Origin of the sequence: Nibrella viscosa, from assembly GCF_039541875.1 — a bacterium.
In the GTDB taxonomy this organism is placed as follows: Bacteria; Bacteroidota; Bacteroidia; order Cytophagales; family Spirosomataceae; genus Nibrella; species Nibrella viscosa.
In genome coordinates this window covers 93,501-111,675 of record NZ_BAABHB010000004.1, presented here as the reverse complement: position 1 = coordinate 111,675, position 18,175 = coordinate 93,501, and the positions used below count along the sequence as shown (strand labels likewise).

Below are 18,175 nucleotides of genomic sequence, written 5' to 3'. Positions count from 1 at the left end.
TTAGCCGCGTTTATCGGCATCATACATACGTCAATATTTTACGAACTTCTGCGTCGAGGCTGTTCAGCACGTCGAAAGGCACCACACGGAGCCGCAGCGTGGGGTCGTAGCCGAAGACAGTGAGGGGTAGCCTAAAGGTTTCATTAGCGGGGTAAATCAGGACCAGCTCCGGGGCTTTGTACTTCTTGCCGTAGGCATAAAGCTGGTAGAGATCGGCCTGGTCGATTCCGTAGGTGCCGGTCTGGCCGGTGCCGTCAATGGCCTTCCACTTGGTGTCCAGCACGATGGGTTGTGGACCATCCGGACCCTGCCGGTACAACACAATATCGGGCCGGAGCTTAAACTTCTGCGCTCCGTCATGCTCGTTGATCAGATACTGCGACGACTCCTGGATCAGCACCTCGGCGTCGGTGACGTATTTCCGGAATCCACTTGCTACATACGCTTCAAATACCCGCTCCAGCGGAAACAACAGAGATGGGTGCTCATGCGATCCGGCCGACAGGCCAAATGCCCGCCCACGCAGCAGCGCCTGTACCCACCGCAGGGCCGGCTCATACCGGGCAAATAAACGGTTGGCGACCCGGGCAGCCTGCCAGTCGGCACTTAGTCGCTCCGAAGGCGGTACCTCGTCCAGCGCAAACAGCAGTTGCCGGATACGGCTCTGGTTGCGGGTGCTGCGGGCGCGGTCACGCAGGTACAAAAGACCGGTTTTGAGGAGCCGGTTGGGTGGCAGGTCGGCGGTAAACTCGTCGCAGATTACGGCAAACTGTTCAGTATGGAGCGTGTTCCGGCGCAGCTGGCCGGGCAGGTGCAGCTTCCCGCGCAGGTACCGCTGATCTGCCTCTTCGGATACATACGCTTTCTGGAGACCGCCGGTCAGCAGGGCAGTTACTTCGTCCAGAAACGCCTGGATAAATACCTCCCACAACGGCAGTCGCTCGGCTCCCGACCGCACCGGTGCCAGGTGCCGGAATGGGCTATCCTGCCAATGCCGCAGCATCGTCAGCAAGGCTTTTCGGGGTTCATTACCTGTGATCGGCGAGGCCAGGGAGTGTACCTTCGGCAAAATCTCCAGTTGCACGCCCTCCTGCGTTTCCAGCAGCCCCACATAATTTCGGGTGCGGATGATCTCTTTTCCTTTTTGCCAGCCATAGCTTAGCACCCGATCGGTTTCCTGTCTGACAATAAATGTTTTCAGACTGTCGAACGCTAAATCGGGCAGGTACAACTCAGCCAACGAGTCGGGTTTATCGGAAAAATCACCGGCGCGACGAATTAAACTAAATTCATAGATTGAGTAAGGCATGAATGCGTAACGCAGGAAATCAATTGACGAGCCGGCTTTCGGATGCGTGTGTCGCGCGCCAATGGTTTACTCCTCAAAGGGAACAACTCGCACCACGGCCCAGTCACCCACCATCATGGGCAGGCCTTTTACCACGCCTTTGTTGGCGGTGCAGACCAGGTATTTGTCTTCGGCCTGGAAGATAGCCACTACCCGCTCTCCGCCAAACGGGCTTGGCTCACCCACGGTGTCGGTAAACTCCTGGCCGTTTTCTTCGTATACAAGCTGGTACAGCCGAGCCGGGCCGGGCTGATAGCCATGCTGCTGAATTACTTTTTTCCGGAGTATTCCGTATACTTTTTCCGCTTCGGTCTCGTCTTTAACGGCGGGCACAAAAAACTTCATAGATCAATTTTTCTTGCGAAAGGTCATTACATATTGGCCGTTCGACAGCAGGGTCAGCCGGTTCTTACCAACACGGTACAAGGTAGCACTTCGCAGGGCATTTAAAAAATCGCTTTCAAAGGTAGACGTACAGGCCTTACGCGTAGCCGGCACCGGCTCAAACTGCACCTGATCGGCTTCTGTCTGCACTTTTCCCCGTATATGATTGCAACCGGCGTATCCTTCCAGGCGGCTGTCTTTTACGTTAATGGCCAGGTAAGGCAACTGGCGTTCGGAAAATAGTTCCGGCCGCAGCCGCTGCCCTTTGAAGGACTCCAGCACCCAGGTATCGTTCAGCCGGTTCTCTGCCCGCAGAAAGGCCCCGCAGCCGGTGTACCGCTTTTTATTGGCTTCAACCACAACCGAGTAGGCGTACTCCCGGCCGTTTTCGTCTTTACAGACGGCGGGCTCAATGGTTATCCTCAGCCGGCCCGTACCCGTCTTTGTATCGAGGAGTACCCCACCATTTTTGCCATAGGGCTTCGGTTCGGGCAGGGAGGTGGTCAGCACATTATTACCCTGCGCTTTAAGCCGGATGTTCTTGGCGAAGTCTACGTCCAGCGACCAGGCCGGCGTACTGCCAAACGCGGTGAAGTCAATCCCCTGCTTTCGCTTCTCATCCCACAAGGAGGTTGAGGTAGATGAAGCGGGTCGGGCCGTTTTGGCTGCACGGTCCGGTATGCTTTCGCGCCGGCAGCTACCGGCCAGGATCAGCAGGCACAGCAGATAAAAAAACACCCTGGTTGTCATATGTCGTTGAGTCATCAGGCATTACATACTCAACTACATACGACGGCAATAAGTTATGTAGTATACCGGAGGGTAAATTCATCACATCCTGACTACAGCGTTTGTTCGTGTTGATTCATAAATAGCCGTGAACAGCTCCACTACCCGGCGACCATCCTGCCCGGTAACAAGTGGCGGACGGTTTTCGCGGATGGCGTCGCAGAATTCGGCGATCTGCTGCACAAAATAATGCGTAGAGGCATCGATGTTCCTGAAAGCCGCCGAGTCGTCTTCAATCCAGCCATCCAGCAGGTTTTCTTCACCCGGCACCGTCCACAGGTCATTGACGGGCGGGTCCAGAATGGGCAGCATACCGGCAATAAACATAGCGCCCCCATCGGTCTTTACCCCCACCGAAGCGCCATTCTCGCCGTGTACATGTACCCGGCCATAGATACCCGGCTTCTGCGAATTACTGACGACGATGTTGCCAATGCCGCCGTTTTTAAACTTCACCACCGCCACGGCCGTATCGTCGACCTCAATGTATGGGTGATTCAGGTTGCGCCAGATCCCATACACCTCTTCGGCTTCGCCCATGAACCAGAGCAGCAAATCGAGCTGATGCGGAGCCTGGTTCACCAAAACACCACCGCCTTCGCCCTGCCACGAACCGCGCCAGGGATCGCTGCGGTAGTAAGCCTCGTCGCGCCAGCTCAGTGTATGCACGGTACCCAGCACCGGCTTTCCTATTTTTCCCTCGTCAATAGCCTGGCGGATGCGCTGACAGGGCGTGTAAAACCGGCGCTGGCTCACGACGCTCAGCACCCGTCCTGCCCGTTGCGCGGCTTCGAGCATAGCGTCACAATCTTCCAGCGTAGCGGCCAGGGGTTTTTCCACCAGCACATGTGAGCCGGCCTCCAGCGCGGCAACGGTCGGTTCGCGATGGGCCGGGTGGGGGGTACAGATGATGGTGATATCGACCTGCTCCTGCGTGACCATCTCGGCTACGTCGGTATAGGCCCTGATGTTGTATTCCTGCGCAAAGGCTTCGGTTTTTTCCGGAGTGCGGCCGTAAATCGCCACCAGTTTGGCATTGGGGATCTGAAGGGTGGCTTTGGCATGCAGGTGGGCTACTTTGCCGGGGCCGACAAGGGCAATGTTCATGGAATACGAGAAGGTTTATATCAGAAAGACATCTGCCCATGGTCGCTACTTATGATCCAACGATAGGCAGTTCGCTCAAAACCCATATCCCAGCCGCACATCGAACCCATCGGCTACCTGCCGGTCGGCTTTAAGGCCGATACCGGCCGTCAGGCCCGCTGGTGCCCGGTACAGCAGTTGATACCGCTGGTAGATTTTATCGGCGTAGTTGGGGCCCGGCCGCAGCGCGTTATAGGCCATATGGATGCTGAAGGTGTACCGCCCCGGCCATAGCTCATACCCGGCCAGCAGGGCCAGTTGCCGGAAGTTATCGGGCTGGTTTTCGCGCCGGATATACTCCCGAACGGCGTTGTCATTGATGTATTCAACACCCCCGGAGAAGGCATGGAGCCGGCTGACCCGATACCCGGTTGTCAGCGTAGTGCCCCACTGGGTACGGGGCGTCTCCGGGTATCGGTCGGTTGCTTCCAGCACTTTGATGGTGCCGAACAGCATGGCCCGCGCTATCCAGCGGTTGGTCAGCGGGGCCGCCCTCCATTGCCGCGTATCGGGAATCGCGACCGGGCGCGGCTGGTAGGCCAGACCAACGGAGGCCGTCGGGAAGTTCATGCCTTTGTTAGGTTGCCGGGTGCCGCCGTTGGAGATATGGTTGTAATTGATGGATGTGACCAGTTGGAGTTGGCCGGCTAATTGATAGTAGCCATTCAGACTTAGCGCCAGCAGCCCACTCAGGGGCATGCTGAAGAACATATTCTGTGGATTGGTTTGCTCATCGTACACGCGGGTCAGGTAGGCGAGCCCCGCTGTTGCCCGTAGCGAAAACGTAGTCCGTCTCCGGTACGACAGCAGCGGCTCGAAATAAGCCCCCGCGCCGAACGTCTCCCCCAATATCGACGGATTGGCGAAGGAGGTATAGTTGAGATAGGCCCCGATGCGGGCAAAGCAGTTGCAGTTTTCCCAGGCCCGGCGGCTTAGCGCCATCCGGCTGTAGGTCAGTTCAACGCCCGCCGGATTGGTGTTGGATACCGCCCGGACACTCTCCGAATGCGGAATGATGAACCCGTAGTGCAGCCGGGCGCTGATCTGTTCACTGCGGGCCGCTGAGTCCGGCTGCGCCTGTACGGCAGCCATGGGTAAATAGCCGGTTATCAGCAGGCACAAAATGACTTTCATGATAGTGACGTGGGTTTTTATGAGTAACTACCAACCCCTACGCCACTGTTTTTTAGCGGGCATTCCAACCGCCGGCCCATCCGCCGGGTCTTGGCATCAGAATCGCTTTCCCAAACTCCTTTATGCGACCCGTAGCACTACTTCTGATCTGTTTAGGCTTGCTAACCGGGGCCTGCCGGCAAGATAAAACCATAGCCGCGTCGAAGAACGTGCGAGCGTGCGGGGTGAAAGATCCGGCGAACAACCTGCCGTGGCTCCGGCAACGCATCAGCGATATAAAGCAGGGGAAAGAGGCCGCCATCACTACCATAACGATGATTACTCTCAACAATCAGGACTACTTTAACATTTACATGAGCTATATGTCCTGCATTGGGTGTCTGATATACCGCTGCGACGGTACTCAGGTTGACCAAAGCAAATTGACGAATGCTGAGCGTATGGAAATTATGCGTAAGCTGGGTACACCCGCCGAGCGGATAATTATTTACGACGGTTCTAAAGCTGGTTAAATGCTTACGGCGTAAGCACCACTTTAATCAGGCCCTTTTCTTTATCGTACAGGCGCTGAAACCAGCTCGCGCCTTCGTCCAGCGGCACTTCGGCGCTCAGGATGGCTTCCACATCGATCTTGCCGGACGAGATCAGGCTGAGTGCGGCCTCGTACTCGCCGTTGATGGCGCAGGAGCCCTGCAGCCGCAACTGCCGCGTAACAATGGCCTGGAGCGGAACCTCAGCCCTGGGTGTAAGATTGCCCACCAGCGTGATGGTAGCGCCCTTGCGCACACAGTCGATTGCCATATTGACCGTAGATCCAATACCGACTACCTCAAAGGCCACGTCGGCACCTCGGCCGCTGGTGAGGGCTTTCACCTCGGCGGCTACATCGGTTTCGTTGGGGTTCATCACCACATCGGCCCCGAGTTTTTGGGCCAGCGCCAACCGGTCATTATCCAGGTCAAGGGCGATGATTTTGCCGCAGCCGGCAATCTTCAGCGCCTGAATCACAAACAAGCCGATCATACCCGCGCCTACGACCACCGCCGAATCGTTGACCTGCATCGGCGTCAGGCTCAGCGCGTGCAGCGCCACCGCTACCGGCTCCACCAGGGCGGCCTGGGTGAAGCTCACGTTATCCGGGACGCGGTACAGAATGTGCTGCGGCACCGCCACATACTCAGCAAAGGCACCCTGGCGCTTGAACTCCGGGGTGGATACACCCAGCACTTCCCGGCCATCGCTGAGGTTGTACATGCCCCGGCGGCTGTACCAGTCGTCCAGCGAATACACGGTCGAATCAAAAGTAACGCGGTCGCCCACGTGCCAGTCGGTAACGTCTTCGCCCACTTCGGCAATGATCCCGGAGGCTTCGTGGCCCATAACCAGAGGGGGAATCCGGCGGCCGCTGCTGCCGTCCATGCCATGCACATCGCTGCCGCAGATACCAACGGCTTTTACGCGGACCAGCACTTCATCGGGGTAGATGGTGGGTTTGGGTACATCCTGTACCTCAAAATGCTTGTATTCGGTTAGGACTAAGGCTTTCATGTGTGTACAACGGAATGCAATTCCGTTCTTTTCATTTATCTGTCTGTCGGCTTAATCAACCCAAAACGGAATGCAATTCCGGTGTACAGTCAGGGCTTCTGATAAATATGCACAAACGCTTCTTTCGGAATCATATCATATTCCTGCTGAAGCAGATGCGGGTTGATGTCAAAGGTAACGACTTCGGCGTACTCGTCGGGCTCCTCGCCGAAGAGTTCTTTAGCTAAAGACGCGGAATACTGCTTTTTTACCCGGATGAGTTTGTGTTCGGGTAGTTTACCCCAGGCTTTGTTGTCGCCCAGCACCAGTTGGATTTTCCGCCAGTCGTTGTAGAAGTACTCCTGCAGCAGCGGAATGATCTTGTCGCGGAACACGGCGCACAGCTCCGGCAGCGAGGTGACCGGCATCAGGTAGGCATGACCAATCTGGTGGTCGCGGTCGTAGAGGTATTCAATGCGTTCGTTGAGAGTGCGCAGCAGGGCCGCCAGGTCAATGTCATCGACTACCGGCAATATACCCGGCTCCGGCAGCATCTCCCGAAAACTGAACCGGCGACGCAGCGCAATGTCCAGCAGGGCAATGGACCGGTCGGCGGTATTCATCGTGCCGACGATGTACAGATTGGCCGGTACGCCAAACCGCTCCTGCGAGTAGGGCAGCGTGACCCATAGTTCATTGGCTTCGCCCAGCCGCTTGTTGGGTTCGATCAGTGTAATCAGTTCGCCGAAGACTTTAGAGATGTTGGCGCGGTTGATCTCGTCGATCACCAGCAGATGCGGTGGAGCCTGCCGGAGCTGCTGCCGACGCTGGTCGGGAGTGTCGTTCAGGCAGTCGGCCAGGGTGGCGTACCCGGCCTTCTGCACGGCCGCCACACAGGCTTTAGAGAAAATGCCTTTGGCGACCTTGTAGGTAATCTGGCCGCTGCGGGTTTCGGGCCGGATACCTTCCACAAACTCTTCGTAGCCGTACGACTGATGAAAGGTAACGAAGTCCGTCTCGAACTGCCCGGCGAGTTTCTGAACCTGATAGGTTTTGCCGGTGCCGGGCGGGCCGTAGAAGATTATATTTAGTGGAATATCTGGATGAACCGGCTTTGGCTGTTCCTGATAAGCAGCTTCCGGCTCTTCTACCAGATGCCGTTGACCATTGCTCAGCGTTGGGTCAACGGCCAGCCGGATCAGTTCACCAAGCAGGGCTTCATCTTCGGCGGCCGTGTACACGCTGGGATTGTGGCGAAAGGTATGCGGCCCCCGTTTGGAGGTCTCAACCAGTTCGAGCAAGCAGTCTTCCCAGCATTTCCGCAGCACCGGCTGATTGAGCAGATGGACGTTTGATTGCCCGATAACGACCGACACATAATCCGATTTCTCCGTCAAGGGTACCACTTCAACTTCATCCAGAAACGACAGACGGTCGCGGCAGTCTTTCTTGACCGTAAACCAGTACTCCACCTCACCCTGGCGGGGGCGCACCAGCCGCAGGGCCAGAAAAAAATTGATGGCAGCCGAAATAGCCTGTTTATCTCTCCGGATCACAAACGCCAGTCGCGGGTCGCCGTTGGGCAGGTTTATGATGTCGATTAGCTCTTTCAACAGCCCGAAGTACCGCCGGATAGCTTCAGGATGATTGATGGCCCGGATGCGTTCTATCAAGAGTTGTTGCTGACTTTCGGCGGTCATAGGGGTTCAATAGCGCTATGGATAGCTCGGTAGACGTGTCATGATAAACTACACAAATTAACGTTGTTTCGTTGGTCTGCCTATACAAACGCAATAGATTTGTAGCGCCATTTACCGGAATAATGAGAAAAGAGCGTCTTGTCCTACTGTTTCTATCGTCCTTTTTCCTGCTGAGCTTTTTTGCCTGTGGTCCGGCTCAGGTAGCCACTCCGCCTGTCTGTTCATTGGTAGGCACCACCGAACAGATCGACCAGAGCGGTCGCCTGTCTACTCAGGTAGAACGGAGCTTTACCTACGCAGGGGGCCAGCTAACGTCTCTGTATGAACGGAACACCGACCGGCAGGCCGGCTATCGGCTGGAGTACAACAGCAACCGGGTTTCCCGCGCCACAGATACGCAGAACCAACTGACCATTGCGTTTGACTACGCGCTAACGCAGGAGACCGATAAGCCTTACCGGGCTACATTCTCCCGCAATAATCAGTTGCAGACTGTATATAACCTGGAGTACCTGCCCTCCGGTAAGATTAGCCGCGTGGTCGAAAACCCGCAGGTTGTACCAATTGGCGCAACCACCATTGAGCGAATATTTACAATGACCTACGATGAAACCGGCAACATTACCCTCGAACGGACTCAGGCGAGACAGCGGAACGGGTCGGTACTAACCACCGAAACGGAGTACACGCTGGATACACAGCCTTCCCCCTACGCCAGTGTTTCCCAGCCGGTTCTGCTAACCATTGTTGCCCTGAGTCAGGGAGTAGAAACGCTACCGGGTCGCTTCTGGAATACCGGCACCGTCACAGGCTACACCACGTATTCGGTAGGCACCGGCAACGCCCGAACCCGCCGGGAGGTAGCAACGTTCACCTCGACGCGCGATGAGTTTAAAAAGCTGACGGTTCAGGAGCAAACGACGCTGTCGTACCTCAACAGCCAAACCAATCCGACCAGCCGCAAAACCCAGCATACTTACGTGTACCAGTGCCGGCAATAGCGTTACCGCAAGGCGTCGTAAAGAATTTCTGCCGGGTGCCGGGCGATACGGCCGGTACCATCTTTGATCTGATGCCGGCAACTCGTTCCGGGGGCGGCAATGATGACATCTTCCGGCTGCTGCCGTATGGTCGGAAAGAGTACCAGTTCACCAATCTGCATCGATACCTCATAATGCTCCACTTCGTACCCAAACGATCCGGCCATGCCGCAGCAGCCCGAGGGGATCAACTGCACGGTATAGTTCTTCGGCAGCGACAGAATTTTTTTCACCGGCACCAGCGACGATAAGGCTTTCTGGTGGCAATGCCCGTGCAGCTTAATCAGCCGCGTGTCGGTATTGAATACCTCCGGTTTGATGCGCCCGGCGTCGGCCTCCTGCGCCAGCCACTCCTCAAACAGGTAGGTATGGTGGGTAATATGCTGCGCATCCGCTTTAAGTTCGTACGGCACCAGATCGGGGTATTCGTCGCGGAACGTCAGAATCGCCGACGGCTCCAGCCCGATTAGCGGCTGCTGCGCCGATACCACGTCTTTCAGCATGGTCACGTTGCGGATGGCAATCTTACGGGCTTCTTCCACCAACCCCTTCGACAGATACGTCCGGCCGCTCTCAACATGGTTCGGCATAGCTACCCGATAGCCCAGCCGCTCCAGCAGCAAGATTGCCTTCTGCCCTACCTCTACGTCGTTGTAGTTGGTAAACTCATCGCAGAAGAGCAGGGGGCGAGGAGCAGGGGGCAAGGGGCTAAGGGCAGGGGGTAAAACAGATTCCTGTGGTGTGCTACCTACTGTTATTTGCTCTGTACTTTTTACCCCTTGCCCCACGCCCCTTGCCCCACGCGCAGCAAACCATTTCCGCAGCGTTGTATCGGCCAGCAGCGGCATGGTGCGGTCGGGGTGGAAGCCAACCATGCGGTTGGCCGCTTTCCGAAGCGCGGGTGTTTTGTAGATGGCGTTGTAGGCCCAGGGGGCCATGCTGGCCAGCGCCATCATTTTGGTGAAGTCACCCACCAGCCTTGCCCGCATCGGCACGCCTTTTTCGGCGTAGTGCTGCTGGGTAAACTCAGCTTTCATCCGGGCCATATCCACGCTGGACGGGCATTCGGCTTTGCAGCCTTTGCAGGAGATGCACAGGTCCAGCACGTCCTTCACGGCTTCGTAGTCGTAGTCGGACGGTTTGGCGGTGTTGGTGTAAAAATGGCGCAGCATATTGGCTCTGGCCCGCGTGGTATCGCGCTCGCTGCGAGTAGCCATGTAACTGGGGCACATGGTACCGCCGGTAATCTCGGATTTGCGGCAATCGCCGGAGCCGGAGCATTTTTCGGCCAGGGCCAGCAAACCGCCTTCGGCCGAGAAGTCGAAGATCGTTTGCGGCTGTGGTACTTCCCGGTCCGGCTCACTGCGCATAAATTCATTCATCGGCGGGGTATCCACAATCTTGCCGGGATTAAACACCCCCTGCGGGTCCCACAGCCGCTTGGTATCCCTGATAAGCTGGAAGTTCTCTTCGCCCAGCATAAAGCCGATAAACTCACCACGCAGCCGGCCGTCGCCGTGCTCGCCGGATAGTGAACCGCCGTATTTCTTCACCAGCGCAGCCGTATCGACCAGCAACTCCCGAAACGCTGTCCGACCTTCGGAGGTCTTGAGGTTCATCAGCGCCAGGGCGTGCAGTTCACCGGCACCGGCATGAGCCGAGTACTCCAACTGCAGTCCGTGCTTTTCGGTGGCCATGTGGTCTAGTTCGTCAATAAAGTCGGGCAAGTCGCGGACGTCTACGGCGCAGTCTTCGATCACATTGACCGGTTTGTCCTCACCGGGTATGTTGTACATGACGCCCAGACCGGCTTTGCGCAAATCCCACGCTTTTTTGGAGTCCTCCCCGTACAGGATCGGATACGCGTAGCCGAGCCCTTTTTCCCGGAGCGATCGAATAAAAGTCTCGCACTTACGCCGTACTCCTTCCGGCTCATCATCGTGAAATTCGACCATCAGAATGGCCTTCGGGTCGCCTTCCACAAACACCCGGTTCTTCGCCTGCTCAATATTCGTTTTGGTGAGTTGCAGGATGTAGTCATCCACCACCTCCGATGCCGAACATTGATGCGCCAGGGCCACCAGGTTAGCTTCGAGCGTTTGCCGGATGGTCATGAAGTGCGCACACACCAGGGCTACTTCTTTCGGCGGCAGGGGTATCAGGTTCAGTTTGGCTTCGGTTACAAAACAGAGAGTTCCTTCGGAGCCGGCAATGAGTTTGCAAAGGTTGAAAGGAACGGGCTGGTCTTGATATGGAACTGCTGACCCGTCCAGATCCGGATGGGTAATCCGCTGTTCGGCTTCCAGTTGAGTTTCTTCGATCTCGCCGGATGCGGTGATGAGCGGATTGGAAATCCGCTGTACGGAGGAGGTAAAAAACGGCAGCAGGGCGTCGACGGCGTAGCCGGTGTTCCGGCGGGTGACAGTGGGCTTGGGGAAGCCTTCGCGGATGTTTTGCTGGATGTGCGGATTGCTCAGCCACTCGCGGGTTTGCTGGTAGAGTTGCTGTTCGAGCGGACTTTTTACGTTTTCGCCCCGACATTTGGCCTCGAATTCCGACTCCGTCAATGGCCCGAAGGCAACTTCGGCTCCGTCGCTGAGGATGGTTTTGGCTTCCAGCAGGTGGTCGCGGGTAGTGCCCCAGATGATGGAGTGCAGGCCGCAGGAGTTATTGCCGATCATCCCGCCGATCATAGCCCGGCTGGCGGTAGAGGTTTCCGGGCCGAATAGCAGGCCGTAGGGTTTTAGAAACGCGTTGAGGTCGTCGCGGATCACACCCGGCTGCACCCGCACCCAGCGTTCTTCCACATTGACCTCCAGTATCTGCCCAAAGTATTTGGATATGTCAACCACAATGCCGCTCCCGACCACCTGACCAGCCAGCGAGGTACCAGCCGCCCGTGGGATCAAGCCGATGCCGTGCTGCTTCGAGAAGCGCACCAGCCGTTTGATGTCCTCGACGGTGCGGGGTAGTGCTACCGCCGTCGGCATCTCCTGATAAACGGAGGCATCGGTAGCGTACAGCATCCGCTGGGCGGTATGCTGGGGAGTCTCATTATAATACAAGTCGCCTTCAAACGACTGCGCTAAATCACGAAACGGAGTAGCCGATAGCTTAAACATACCCTAAAATTACAAAAAATCCGGAGGTTATACCAGAACCAGGGGCCTGGAGGGGGAAAGTTGATGAGTCGTTAACCGGGCGCTCAGCGGCTATTTGGTTTATCCAGTGCCCGCTTGAGCAAGCCGCCGATAAAGCTGCCGGCGAAGGTAAGCAGCATAGCGCCGTACAGACTAAAGGTTTCAATCTCGGCATCGGCAGTCGTACGCGGAGGTGCCGTAAACAATTCGTACCCCAGCCAGATAAAGGCGACCTGCAAAATAGCCAGGAACCAACCCCGCCGGGGTTCAATAAAACCAAGCCCCGCCGATATAGCGGCAGCAGCCAGAAAAGGCAGGTGAATCGAGGTAGTCATCTTAATAATGACTACCAGCAGAATACTTCCCGCCAGGGTTATATAGCCGTTCAGCAGTAGCCTGCGGTCAAAAAAGTTAGTCATGTAGTGGGTGGTCAAACCGTTATACAAGGGACTTGCCAAATGCCGGTTACTAATTTTCCGGGACTATTAGCCTTGAATTTGGTTATCTATTCCGACACTTTTAGGTGTTCAGTCAAACATAAACAACTCAACGTATGAATGTCAAACGAACTTTTGGTATAATCCTGACGCTGCTGGGCATCGTCGGCTTGATTTACGGTGGTATGGATATGATGCAGGGTGGTGTTGCACAGGCATCTATTGTTTATGCTGTTTTAGGTGGTATTTTCTTCTTCACCGGGATTAGTCTGATTCGCACGACCCGGGACGCAGCCGAGTGACAGATTCTGATTTCCTGACGGGCCATCACGCCCGTCAGGAAACGTTTTACCTTACACCCACAGGTTGGCCGGGTATTTGCCGGATTCGTGTAGTCGTTTCAGGGATGCCTGCACCATCGGTTTGTCTTCCGGATAGGTGACCCCGAACCACTCCGACCGGCTCCGGAATACCTTGCAGGCTCCCTGATCGTTCTGAATGAGCGCCGTCATCACCGTTGGAATATAAAACTCGGCTTTCGGCGCGTCGAAATTCAGTCGGGCATACTCCTCAAATTGCCGCTGCACCAGCGGAAACACCGACGGTTTGAAGCCCCAGAAATTCATCGATACCGGTGTATCCGGCGTTAACGGCGTCAGGCCTTCGGCCTCTTCGTACACAATCTGCCCGTCTTTCTCGTAAATCTTCGTCCGCTCAACTACCGATGCCAGGTTCCCGGTATCGTCTACAGCACAAACCCCGCGGGATACGGAACCATACTCGGAGAGGGTATTCTGCACCTCGTAGCCGACCATGGCGTGCAGGTGGTCGTTGGTATCGTTTTGCAGAAAATTGCCCAGTATCTGAAAAGCCTCTAATCCGTAAAAATCATCGGCGTTGATGACCGCAAAGGGTGTGTCGGTCTGCTCCCAGGCGCAGAGCATGGCGTGACCGGTTCCCCAGGGTTTAGTGCGCTGCACTGTGCCCAGTTCGGCCGGCACATACGATTGCAGGCTCTGAATGGCGTAATCATAGGCAATGCGGCCGTCCAGCTTCGGCTTGAATATTTCCTCAAAATCGTCCCGCAACTCGTCACGGATGATGAATACGACCTTACCAAATCCCGCCCGGATGGCGTCGAAGAGCGAGTAGTCGATAATGGTTTCGCCGTTGGGGCCGAACTGATCAAGCTGTTTGATGCCTCCGTAGCGGCTGCCCATGCCCGCAGCCAGAATAAGAAGAGTAGGTTGCATTCCCGTTATGTTGTGCGTTTGAGTAAGTTCCCGGTTAATTCGTTACCAGGTTGATTGGTTAACTGGTTAGTGGGCGCCAAAGTTAGTAAAAAGCAATCCAGCTAACCTAACGTAGGTTTTTAAGGCTACCGGAAGCCGCTTAATCATAAATCCTGAAAAATGTTTATTGGAATTGTTATACAATCAGGAAATTAGTGTTATAATTGTAAGCAAAACAATAGTTGCCAAAGCAACTAAATTATACTTCATCAATAAACGTGGCAGAGATACCTTCATTGGGCTAACCTGGTTAGGATAAACTCATTGGGATCTCTGCCAAAACTTATGTAACCCCATGCCATTCTACCATACACTCGGTCAGATTCCTCCCAAACGGCATACTCAGTTTGAGAAACCGGACGGGGGCTTGTACTACGAGCAGTTGTTCGGCACCATCGGGTTCGACGGAATGTCGTCGCTGCTGTACCATATCTACCGGCCTACCATGGTGAAAGAGGTGCTGGAGAGCGTGAATATGGAGCCGAAGGTGGCGGTGGAGAAAAACATGCTCTCGCGTAAGCTCGTCGGCTTTGACATTGCCCCGACCGATGATTTTATTGAGAGCCGGGTGCCGCTGCTGGTCAACAAAGATGTCATCTTCGGTCTGGCCGCTCCGCGCCGGTCGCTGACCGACTACTTCTATAAGAACGCCGACTCCGACGAGATGCTGTTTATCCACCGGGGTTCCGGCAAGCTGCGGACGATGCTCGGCACTATCCCTTTTGAATACGGCGACTACCTGGTTATTCCGAGGGGCATGATCTACCAGATCGAGTTCGACACGGACGATAACCGGCTACTGTTTCTGGAATCGCACACGCCGATCTACACGCCCAAACGCTACCGGAACCACTTCGGGCAGTTGCTGGAGCATTCACCCTTCAGCGAGCGGGATTTTATTCTGCCCCGTGACCTGGAGACGCACGACGAGAAAGGCGAGTTTCTGATGAAGATCAAGAAACAGGGCTCCCTCCACTCGCTGGTGTATGCCTCCCACCCGTTCGACGTGGTGGGCTGGGACGGTTACAACTTCCCGTATGGCTTCTCTATTTTCAATTTCGAGCCGATAACGGGCCGTATTCACCAGCCGCCCCCGGTACACCAGACGTTTCAGACGGATGCGTTTGTGGTCTGCTCGTTCTGCCCCCGGCTGTACGACTACCACCCGAAGGCCATACCGGCCCCGTACAACCACTCCAACATCGACTCCGATGAGGTGTTATACTATGTAGACGGCGACTTTATGAGCCGCAACGATATCGCCAAAGGACATATTACACTGCATCCCGGTGGTATTCCGCACGGGCCTCACCCCGGCGCTATGGAGCGGAGTATCGGTAAAAAAGAAACGCAGGAGTACGCCGTCATGGTCGATACCTTCCGCCCGCTGATGCTGACGGAGCAGGCCATGCGGATTGATGATGGGAAATATTATAAATCGTGGCTGGAGGGTGCTTGATTGGTTGATTAGTTCATTGGTTAACTGGTTTATCGGTCTACTGCTAGCCAACCAATGAACCAGTTACCCAATCAACCACCTCTCCACTTTATCAACAAACAGATATGCAAGCATTTGACACCAACGAAACCCTCCTGACGCCCGACGCGGAGGACTTTCTGCCGCTGAACGGCACCGATTACCTGGAACTGTACGTAAGCAATGCCAAACAGGCAGCACATTACTTCCAGACCGCCTTTGGTTTTCAGCCGCTGGCCCATGCCGGTCTGGAAACCGGTTTGAAAGACCGCGAATCGTATGTATTGGTGCAGGACAAGGTCCGGCTGGTGCTGACCTCTCCGCTGAAAGGCGGCACCGACATCGGCCGACACATCGATCAGCATGGCGATGGTGTTCGGGTTATTGCCCTCTGGGTAGACGATGCCACGGCCGCCTTTGAGGAGACCACCCGGCGCGGTGCCAAACCGTTTATGCAGCCAACCCGCGAGGAAGACGAGCATGGCTACATCGTCCGCTCGGGTATCCATACCTACGGTGATACCGTTCATATTTTTGTGGAGCGCAGCGGGTACACCGGTATGTTCATGCCTGGATTTACCGAATGGAACCCGCATTACCGGCCGAAGCCGGTGGGCCTGAAGTATGTCGACCATATGGTGGGTAACGTCGGCTGGAACGAAATGAACGAATGGGTCAACTTCTACGCCAACATCATGGGCTTCAAGCAGCTTATCTCGTTCGACGACAAAGACATCTCGACCGACTATACCGCCCTGATGAGCAAGGTAATGAGCAACGGTAACGGGCGCATCAAATTCCCCATCAACGAGCCGGCCGAAGGCAAGAAAAAGTCGCAGGTCGAAGAATACCTTGATTTTTACGGCGGCTCGGGCGTGCAGCATATCGCCGTGGCCACCGACAATATTGTAGAGACCGTAATGGCTCTGCGCGACCGGGGTGTCGAGTTCCTGAAAGTACCCGACACCTACTACGACGACCTGCTCGACCGGGTTGGCAACATTGACGAAGAAATAGAAACGCTGCGGCCGCTGGGCATCCTGGTCGACCGCGACGAAGAGGGGTATCTGCTCCAGCTTTTCACGAAGCCCATTTGTCCACGCCCAACGCTGTTTTTCGAAATTATCCAGCGGAAGGGAGCCAAATCCTTTGGCAAAGGCAACTTCAAAGCCTTATTCGAAGCCATTGAACGCGAGCAGGAGTTGCGGGGAACGCTTTAATTCATTTGAAGTTTGAGCGGGGCCGCCCAGCGGTTTAAAGTTTGAGGTTAAAAGGTCGACCAAATATGATACCTAAAGCGAATCCGCTCTAATCTCAAACTTCAAACCGCCGGGCGGCCCCGCTCAAACCTCAAACCTCAAACAACAATGACTCAAGACTATAACCAATACACCCCCGACGACCAGGAAGTCTGGCGCATTCTGTTTGAGCGGCAGATGGCGCAATTGCCGGGCAAAGCCAGTCAGGCGTACCTGGAGGGCATTAGGAAGACAGGGTTTGTGGCCGACCACATTCCCCATTTTGAGCGGGATCTGAATCCCCGCTTGCAGCAACTGACCGGCTGGCGGGTTTCGGCCGTACCAGGGCTGATTCCTAACAAGGAATTTTTTGAGCTGATGGCGAACCGCAACTTCCCGGCCACGACCTGGCTGCGCCGGCGCGATCAGCTCGAGTATTTGCAGGAACCGGATATGTTTCATGATACCTTCGGGCATGTGCCGCTGCTGTCGAACCAGTCGTTCTGCGACTTTCTGGCCGCGTTGAGCCGGATTGCGCTGCGGTTCATCGACTACGACGAGGCTATCGAGATGATTTCGCGGCTGTACTGGTACACCGTTGAGTTCGGACTGATTCAGGAAGACGGGCACCTGAAGATTTACGGGGGCGGCATTCTGTCGTCGGTTGGTGAGACCTCCTACAGCCTCTACAGCGAGGTGCCGAAGCGGATACCCTACCATGTAGAGACGCTGCTGCGCACCCCCTACATCATTGACCGCTACCAGGACCAGTATTTCGTGATTGAGTCGTACGAACAACTCTTCCACTCCATCGCCGAGATTGAGGAGAAGCTGGAAGGGTTGCTGGTTTTGTAAAACGGTTTTGTAAACCGTTCCAGATGCCTGTACAACGGTCTACAAAACCGTTCCTCCCCGACCCGCAAAACGGTTTGCAAAACCGCTCTACACACGCGTTCTGTAGACCCGCTTGGAGATGGTGCAGGTGCCCTGCGGAACGGTTTACAAAACCGTTCTACACACGCAAAACCGTTTTACATAGCCTTAAAACCGTTCTACAGATATGACGCACCCGTCGGATCAGCGTGCCTACTTTTTTAAGATTGATACCACCATCAAGCGAATCAGAAATGCGCTGCAGAAGCGGTTCAATGAGGCCGGTGTGGATCTGACCGTTGACCAATGGGTGGTGATCGACCACCTCTACCGCAATCCCGGCATCAGCCAGAATGTGCTGGCCGAGATGACGACCAAAGATGCCCCGACCGTCACCCGCATCATCGACCTGCTCTGCAAAAAAGGTCTGACGGAGCGCCGGATGGCCGATACTGATCGCCGTAAATTCCTGATCTTTCTAACCGAGCAGGGCAACCGCAAATACCACGGTGTGCTGCCTCTCGTTATCGAAATCCGGCGCAGGGGCTGGGGCAACCTCAGCGAAGACGACTACCAGCACTTCGTCCGCATCATGGATTCGATCTACAACAACTTTAATAATGATGAATGATGAACGATAAATGGAGCCG

Annotated in this window: 17 protein-coding genes; 7 read left to right on the top strand and 10 right to left on the bottom strand. The window is 55.5% G+C overall.

The window, feature by feature from the left end:
* Positions 1-19 precede the first annotated feature (19 nt).
* From ABD931_RS12220 to ABD931_RS12200, 5 genes are all read right to left on the bottom strand, one after another.
* On the bottom strand, positions 20-1,309 hold the full coding sequence (locus ABD931_RS12220) for an McrC family protein (protein ID WP_345267427.1): 1,290 nt from the start codon (positions 1,307-1,309) through the stop codon (positions 20-22).
* A 66-nt stretch (positions 1,310-1,375) separates the two neighbouring features.
* The gene (locus tag ABD931_RS12215) at positions 1,376-1,693 is read right to left on the bottom strand and encodes a hypothetical protein (protein ID WP_345267425.1); all 318 of its coding nucleotides are present in this window, start codon (positions 1,691-1,693) and stop codon (positions 1,376-1,378) included.
* Between the two features lie 3 nt (positions 1,694-1,696).
* Positions 1,697-2,497 (bottom strand): META domain-containing protein, encoded by an 801-nt coding sequence (locus ABD931_RS12210; protein ID WP_345267423.1) that lies wholly within the window; start codon positions 2,495-2,497, stop codon positions 1,697-1,699.
* A gap of 66 nt (positions 2,498-2,563) precedes the next feature.
* Complete coding sequence (locus ABD931_RS12205; protein ID WP_345267421.1) at positions 2,564-3,628, bottom strand: Gfo/Idh/MocA family protein; 1,065 nt, start codon at positions 3,626-3,628, stop codon at positions 2,564-2,566.
* 75 nt (positions 3,629-3,703) lie between these two features.
* Positions 3,704-4,801: an acyloxyacyl hydrolase gene (locus ABD931_RS12200; protein WP_345267419.1), complete on the bottom strand. Its 1,098-nt coding sequence runs from the start codon at positions 4,799-4,801 to the stop codon at positions 3,704-3,706.
* Between the two features lie 122 nt (positions 4,802-4,923).
* Here ABD931_RS12200 and ABD931_RS12195 point away from each other — a divergent pair, with 122 nt between their 5' ends.
* Complete coding sequence (locus ABD931_RS12195) at positions 4,924-5,313, top strand: hypothetical protein (protein ID WP_345267417.1); 390 nt, start codon at positions 4,924-4,926, stop codon at positions 5,311-5,313.
* Between the two features lie 4 nt (positions 5,314-5,317).
* On the opposite strand, the gene ABD931_RS12190 is transcribed toward ABD931_RS12195, so the two are convergent.
* Both ABD931_RS12190 and ABD931_RS12185 read right to left on the bottom strand, forming a co-directional pair.
* A complete protein-coding gene (locus ABD931_RS12190; RefSeq protein WP_345267415.1) occupies positions 5,318-6,349 on the bottom strand; it encodes a galactitol-1-phosphate 5-dehydrogenase in 1,032 nt (343 codons plus the stop codon).
* An 89-nt stretch (positions 6,350-6,438) separates the two neighbouring features.
* The gene (locus ABD931_RS12185) at positions 6,439-8,028 is read right to left on the bottom strand and encodes an McrB family protein (RefSeq protein ID WP_345267413.1); all 1,590 of its coding nucleotides are present in this window, start codon (positions 8,026-8,028) and stop codon (positions 6,439-6,441) included.
* Between the two features lie 122 nt (positions 8,029-8,150).
* Here ABD931_RS12185 and ABD931_RS12180 point away from each other — a divergent pair, with 122 nt between their 5' ends.
* Complete coding sequence (locus ABD931_RS12180) at positions 8,151-9,029, top strand: hypothetical protein (RefSeq protein ID WP_345267411.1); 879 nt, start codon at positions 8,151-8,153, stop codon at positions 9,027-9,029.
* Between the two features lie 2 nt (positions 9,030-9,031).
* On the opposite strand, the gene ABD931_RS12175 is transcribed toward ABD931_RS12180, so the two are convergent.
* Entirely contained in the window at positions 9,032-12,190 is a 3,159-nt protein-coding gene (locus tag ABD931_RS12175; RefSeq protein WP_345267409.1) for an FAD-binding and (Fe-S)-binding domain-containing protein, read from the bottom strand.
* Between the two features lie 83 nt (positions 12,191-12,273).
* Positions 12,274-12,627: a hypothetical protein gene (locus ABD931_RS12170; RefSeq protein WP_345267408.1), complete on the bottom strand. Its 354-nt coding sequence runs from the start codon at positions 12,625-12,627 to the stop codon at positions 12,274-12,276.
* A 134-nt stretch (positions 12,628-12,761) separates the two neighbouring features.
* Here ABD931_RS12170 and ABD931_RS12165 point away from each other — a divergent pair, with 134 nt between their 5' ends.
* A complete protein-coding gene (locus ABD931_RS12165) occupies positions 12,762-12,947 on the top strand; it encodes a hypothetical protein (RefSeq protein WP_345267406.1) in 186 nt (61 codons plus the stop codon).
* A 51-nt stretch (positions 12,948-12,998) separates the two neighbouring features.
* Here ABD931_RS12165 and ABD931_RS12160 read toward each other — a convergent pair whose 3' ends face one another.
* The gene (locus ABD931_RS12160) at positions 12,999-13,898 is read right to left on the bottom strand and encodes a nucleotidyltransferase family protein (RefSeq protein ID WP_345267404.1); all 900 of its coding nucleotides are present in this window, start codon (positions 13,896-13,898) and stop codon (positions 12,999-13,001) included.
* A gap of 334 nt (positions 13,899-14,232) precedes the next feature.
* On the opposite strand from ABD931_RS12160, the gene ABD931_RS12155 reads away from it, so the two are divergent.
* The 4 genes from ABD931_RS12155 (at position 14,233) to ABD931_RS12140 (ending at position 18,156) form a co-directional block, all read left to right on the top strand.
* Positions 14,233-15,396, top strand: a complete 1,164-nt coding sequence (locus ABD931_RS12155) for a homogentisate 1,2-dioxygenase (RefSeq protein WP_345267402.1) — start codon at positions 14,233-14,235, stop codon at positions 15,394-15,396.
* Positions 15,397-15,500: 104 nt separating this feature from the next.
* Positions 15,501-16,634: a 4-hydroxyphenylpyruvate dioxygenase gene (gene hppD, locus ABD931_RS12150; protein ID WP_345267401.1), complete on the top strand. Its 1,134-nt coding sequence runs from the start codon at positions 15,501-15,503 to the stop codon at positions 16,632-16,634.
* An 81-nt stretch (positions 16,635-16,715) separates the two neighbouring features.
* On the top strand, positions 16,716-17,507 hold the full coding sequence (gene phhA / locus ABD931_RS12145; protein ID WP_345268007.1) for a phenylalanine 4-monooxygenase: 792 nt from the start codon (positions 16,716-16,718) through the stop codon (positions 17,505-17,507).
* A gap of 205 nt (positions 17,508-17,712) precedes the next feature.
* Complete coding sequence (locus ABD931_RS12140; RefSeq protein WP_345267400.1) at positions 17,713-18,156, top strand: MarR family winged helix-turn-helix transcriptional regulator; 444 nt, start codon at positions 17,713-17,715, stop codon at positions 18,154-18,156.
* The last annotated feature ends 19 nt before the right edge of the window (positions 18,157-18,175 follow it).

Bases quoted from the DNA above. Each gene is read 5' to 3' on its own strand.
- ABD931_RS12180 (WP_345267411.1), top strand. From the start codon at position 8,151: ATGAGAAAAGAGCGTCTTGTCCTACTGTTTCTATCGTCCTTTTTCCTG.
- ABD931_RS12190 (WP_345267415.1), bottom strand. From the start codon at position 6,349: ATGAAAGCCTTAGTCCTAACCGAATACAAGCATTTTGAGGTACAGGAT.
- ABD931_RS12195 (WP_345267417.1), top strand. From the start codon at position 4,924: ATGCGACCCGTAGCACTACTTCTGATCTGTTTAGGCTTGCTAACCGGG.
- ABD931_RS12160 (WP_345267404.1), bottom strand. From the start codon at position 13,898: ATGCAACCTACTCTTCTTATTCTGGCTGCGGGCATGGGCAGCCGCTAC.
- ABD931_RS12165 (WP_345267406.1), top strand. From the start codon at position 12,762: ATGAATGTCAAACGAACTTTTGGTATAATCCTGACGCTGCTGGGCATC.
- ABD931_RS12185 (WP_345267413.1), bottom strand. From the start codon at position 8,028: ATGACCGCCGAAAGTCAGCAACAACTCTTGATAGAACGCATCCGGGCC.
- ABD931_RS12220 (WP_345267427.1), bottom strand. From the start codon at position 1,309: ATGCCTTACTCAATCTATGAATTTAGTTTAATTCGTCGCGCCGGTGAT.
- ABD931_RS12200 (WP_345267419.1), bottom strand. From the start codon at position 4,801: ATGAAAGTCATTTTGTGCCTGCTGATAACCGGCTATTTACCCATGGCT.
- ABD931_RS12175 (WP_345267409.1), bottom strand. From the start codon at position 12,190: ATGTTTAAGCTATCGGCTACTCCGTTTCGTGATTTAGCGCAGTCGTTT.
- ABD931_RS12140 (WP_345267400.1), top strand. From the start codon at position 17,713: ATGACGCACCCGTCGGATCAGCGTGCCTACTTTTTTAAGATTGATACC.
- hppD (WP_345267401.1), top strand. From the start codon at position 15,501: ATGCAAGCATTTGACACCAACGAAACCCTCCTGACGCCCGACGCGGAG.
- ABD931_RS12205 (WP_345267421.1), bottom strand. From the start codon at position 3,628: ATGAACATTGCCCTTGTCGGCCCCGGCAAAGTAGCCCACCTGCATGCC.
- ABD931_RS12155 (WP_345267402.1), top strand. From the start codon at position 14,233: ATGCCATTCTACCATACACTCGGTCAGATTCCTCCCAAACGGCATACT.
- ABD931_RS12210 (WP_345267423.1), bottom strand. From the start codon at position 2,497: ATGACTCAACGACATATGACAACCAGGGTGTTTTTTTATCTGCTGTGC.
- ABD931_RS12215 (WP_345267425.1), bottom strand. From the start codon at position 1,693: ATGAAGTTTTTTGTGCCCGCCGTTAAAGACGAGACCGAAGCGGAAAAA.
- ABD931_RS12170 (WP_345267408.1), bottom strand. From the start codon at position 12,627: ATGACTAACTTTTTTGACCGCAGGCTACTGCTGAACGGCTATATAACC.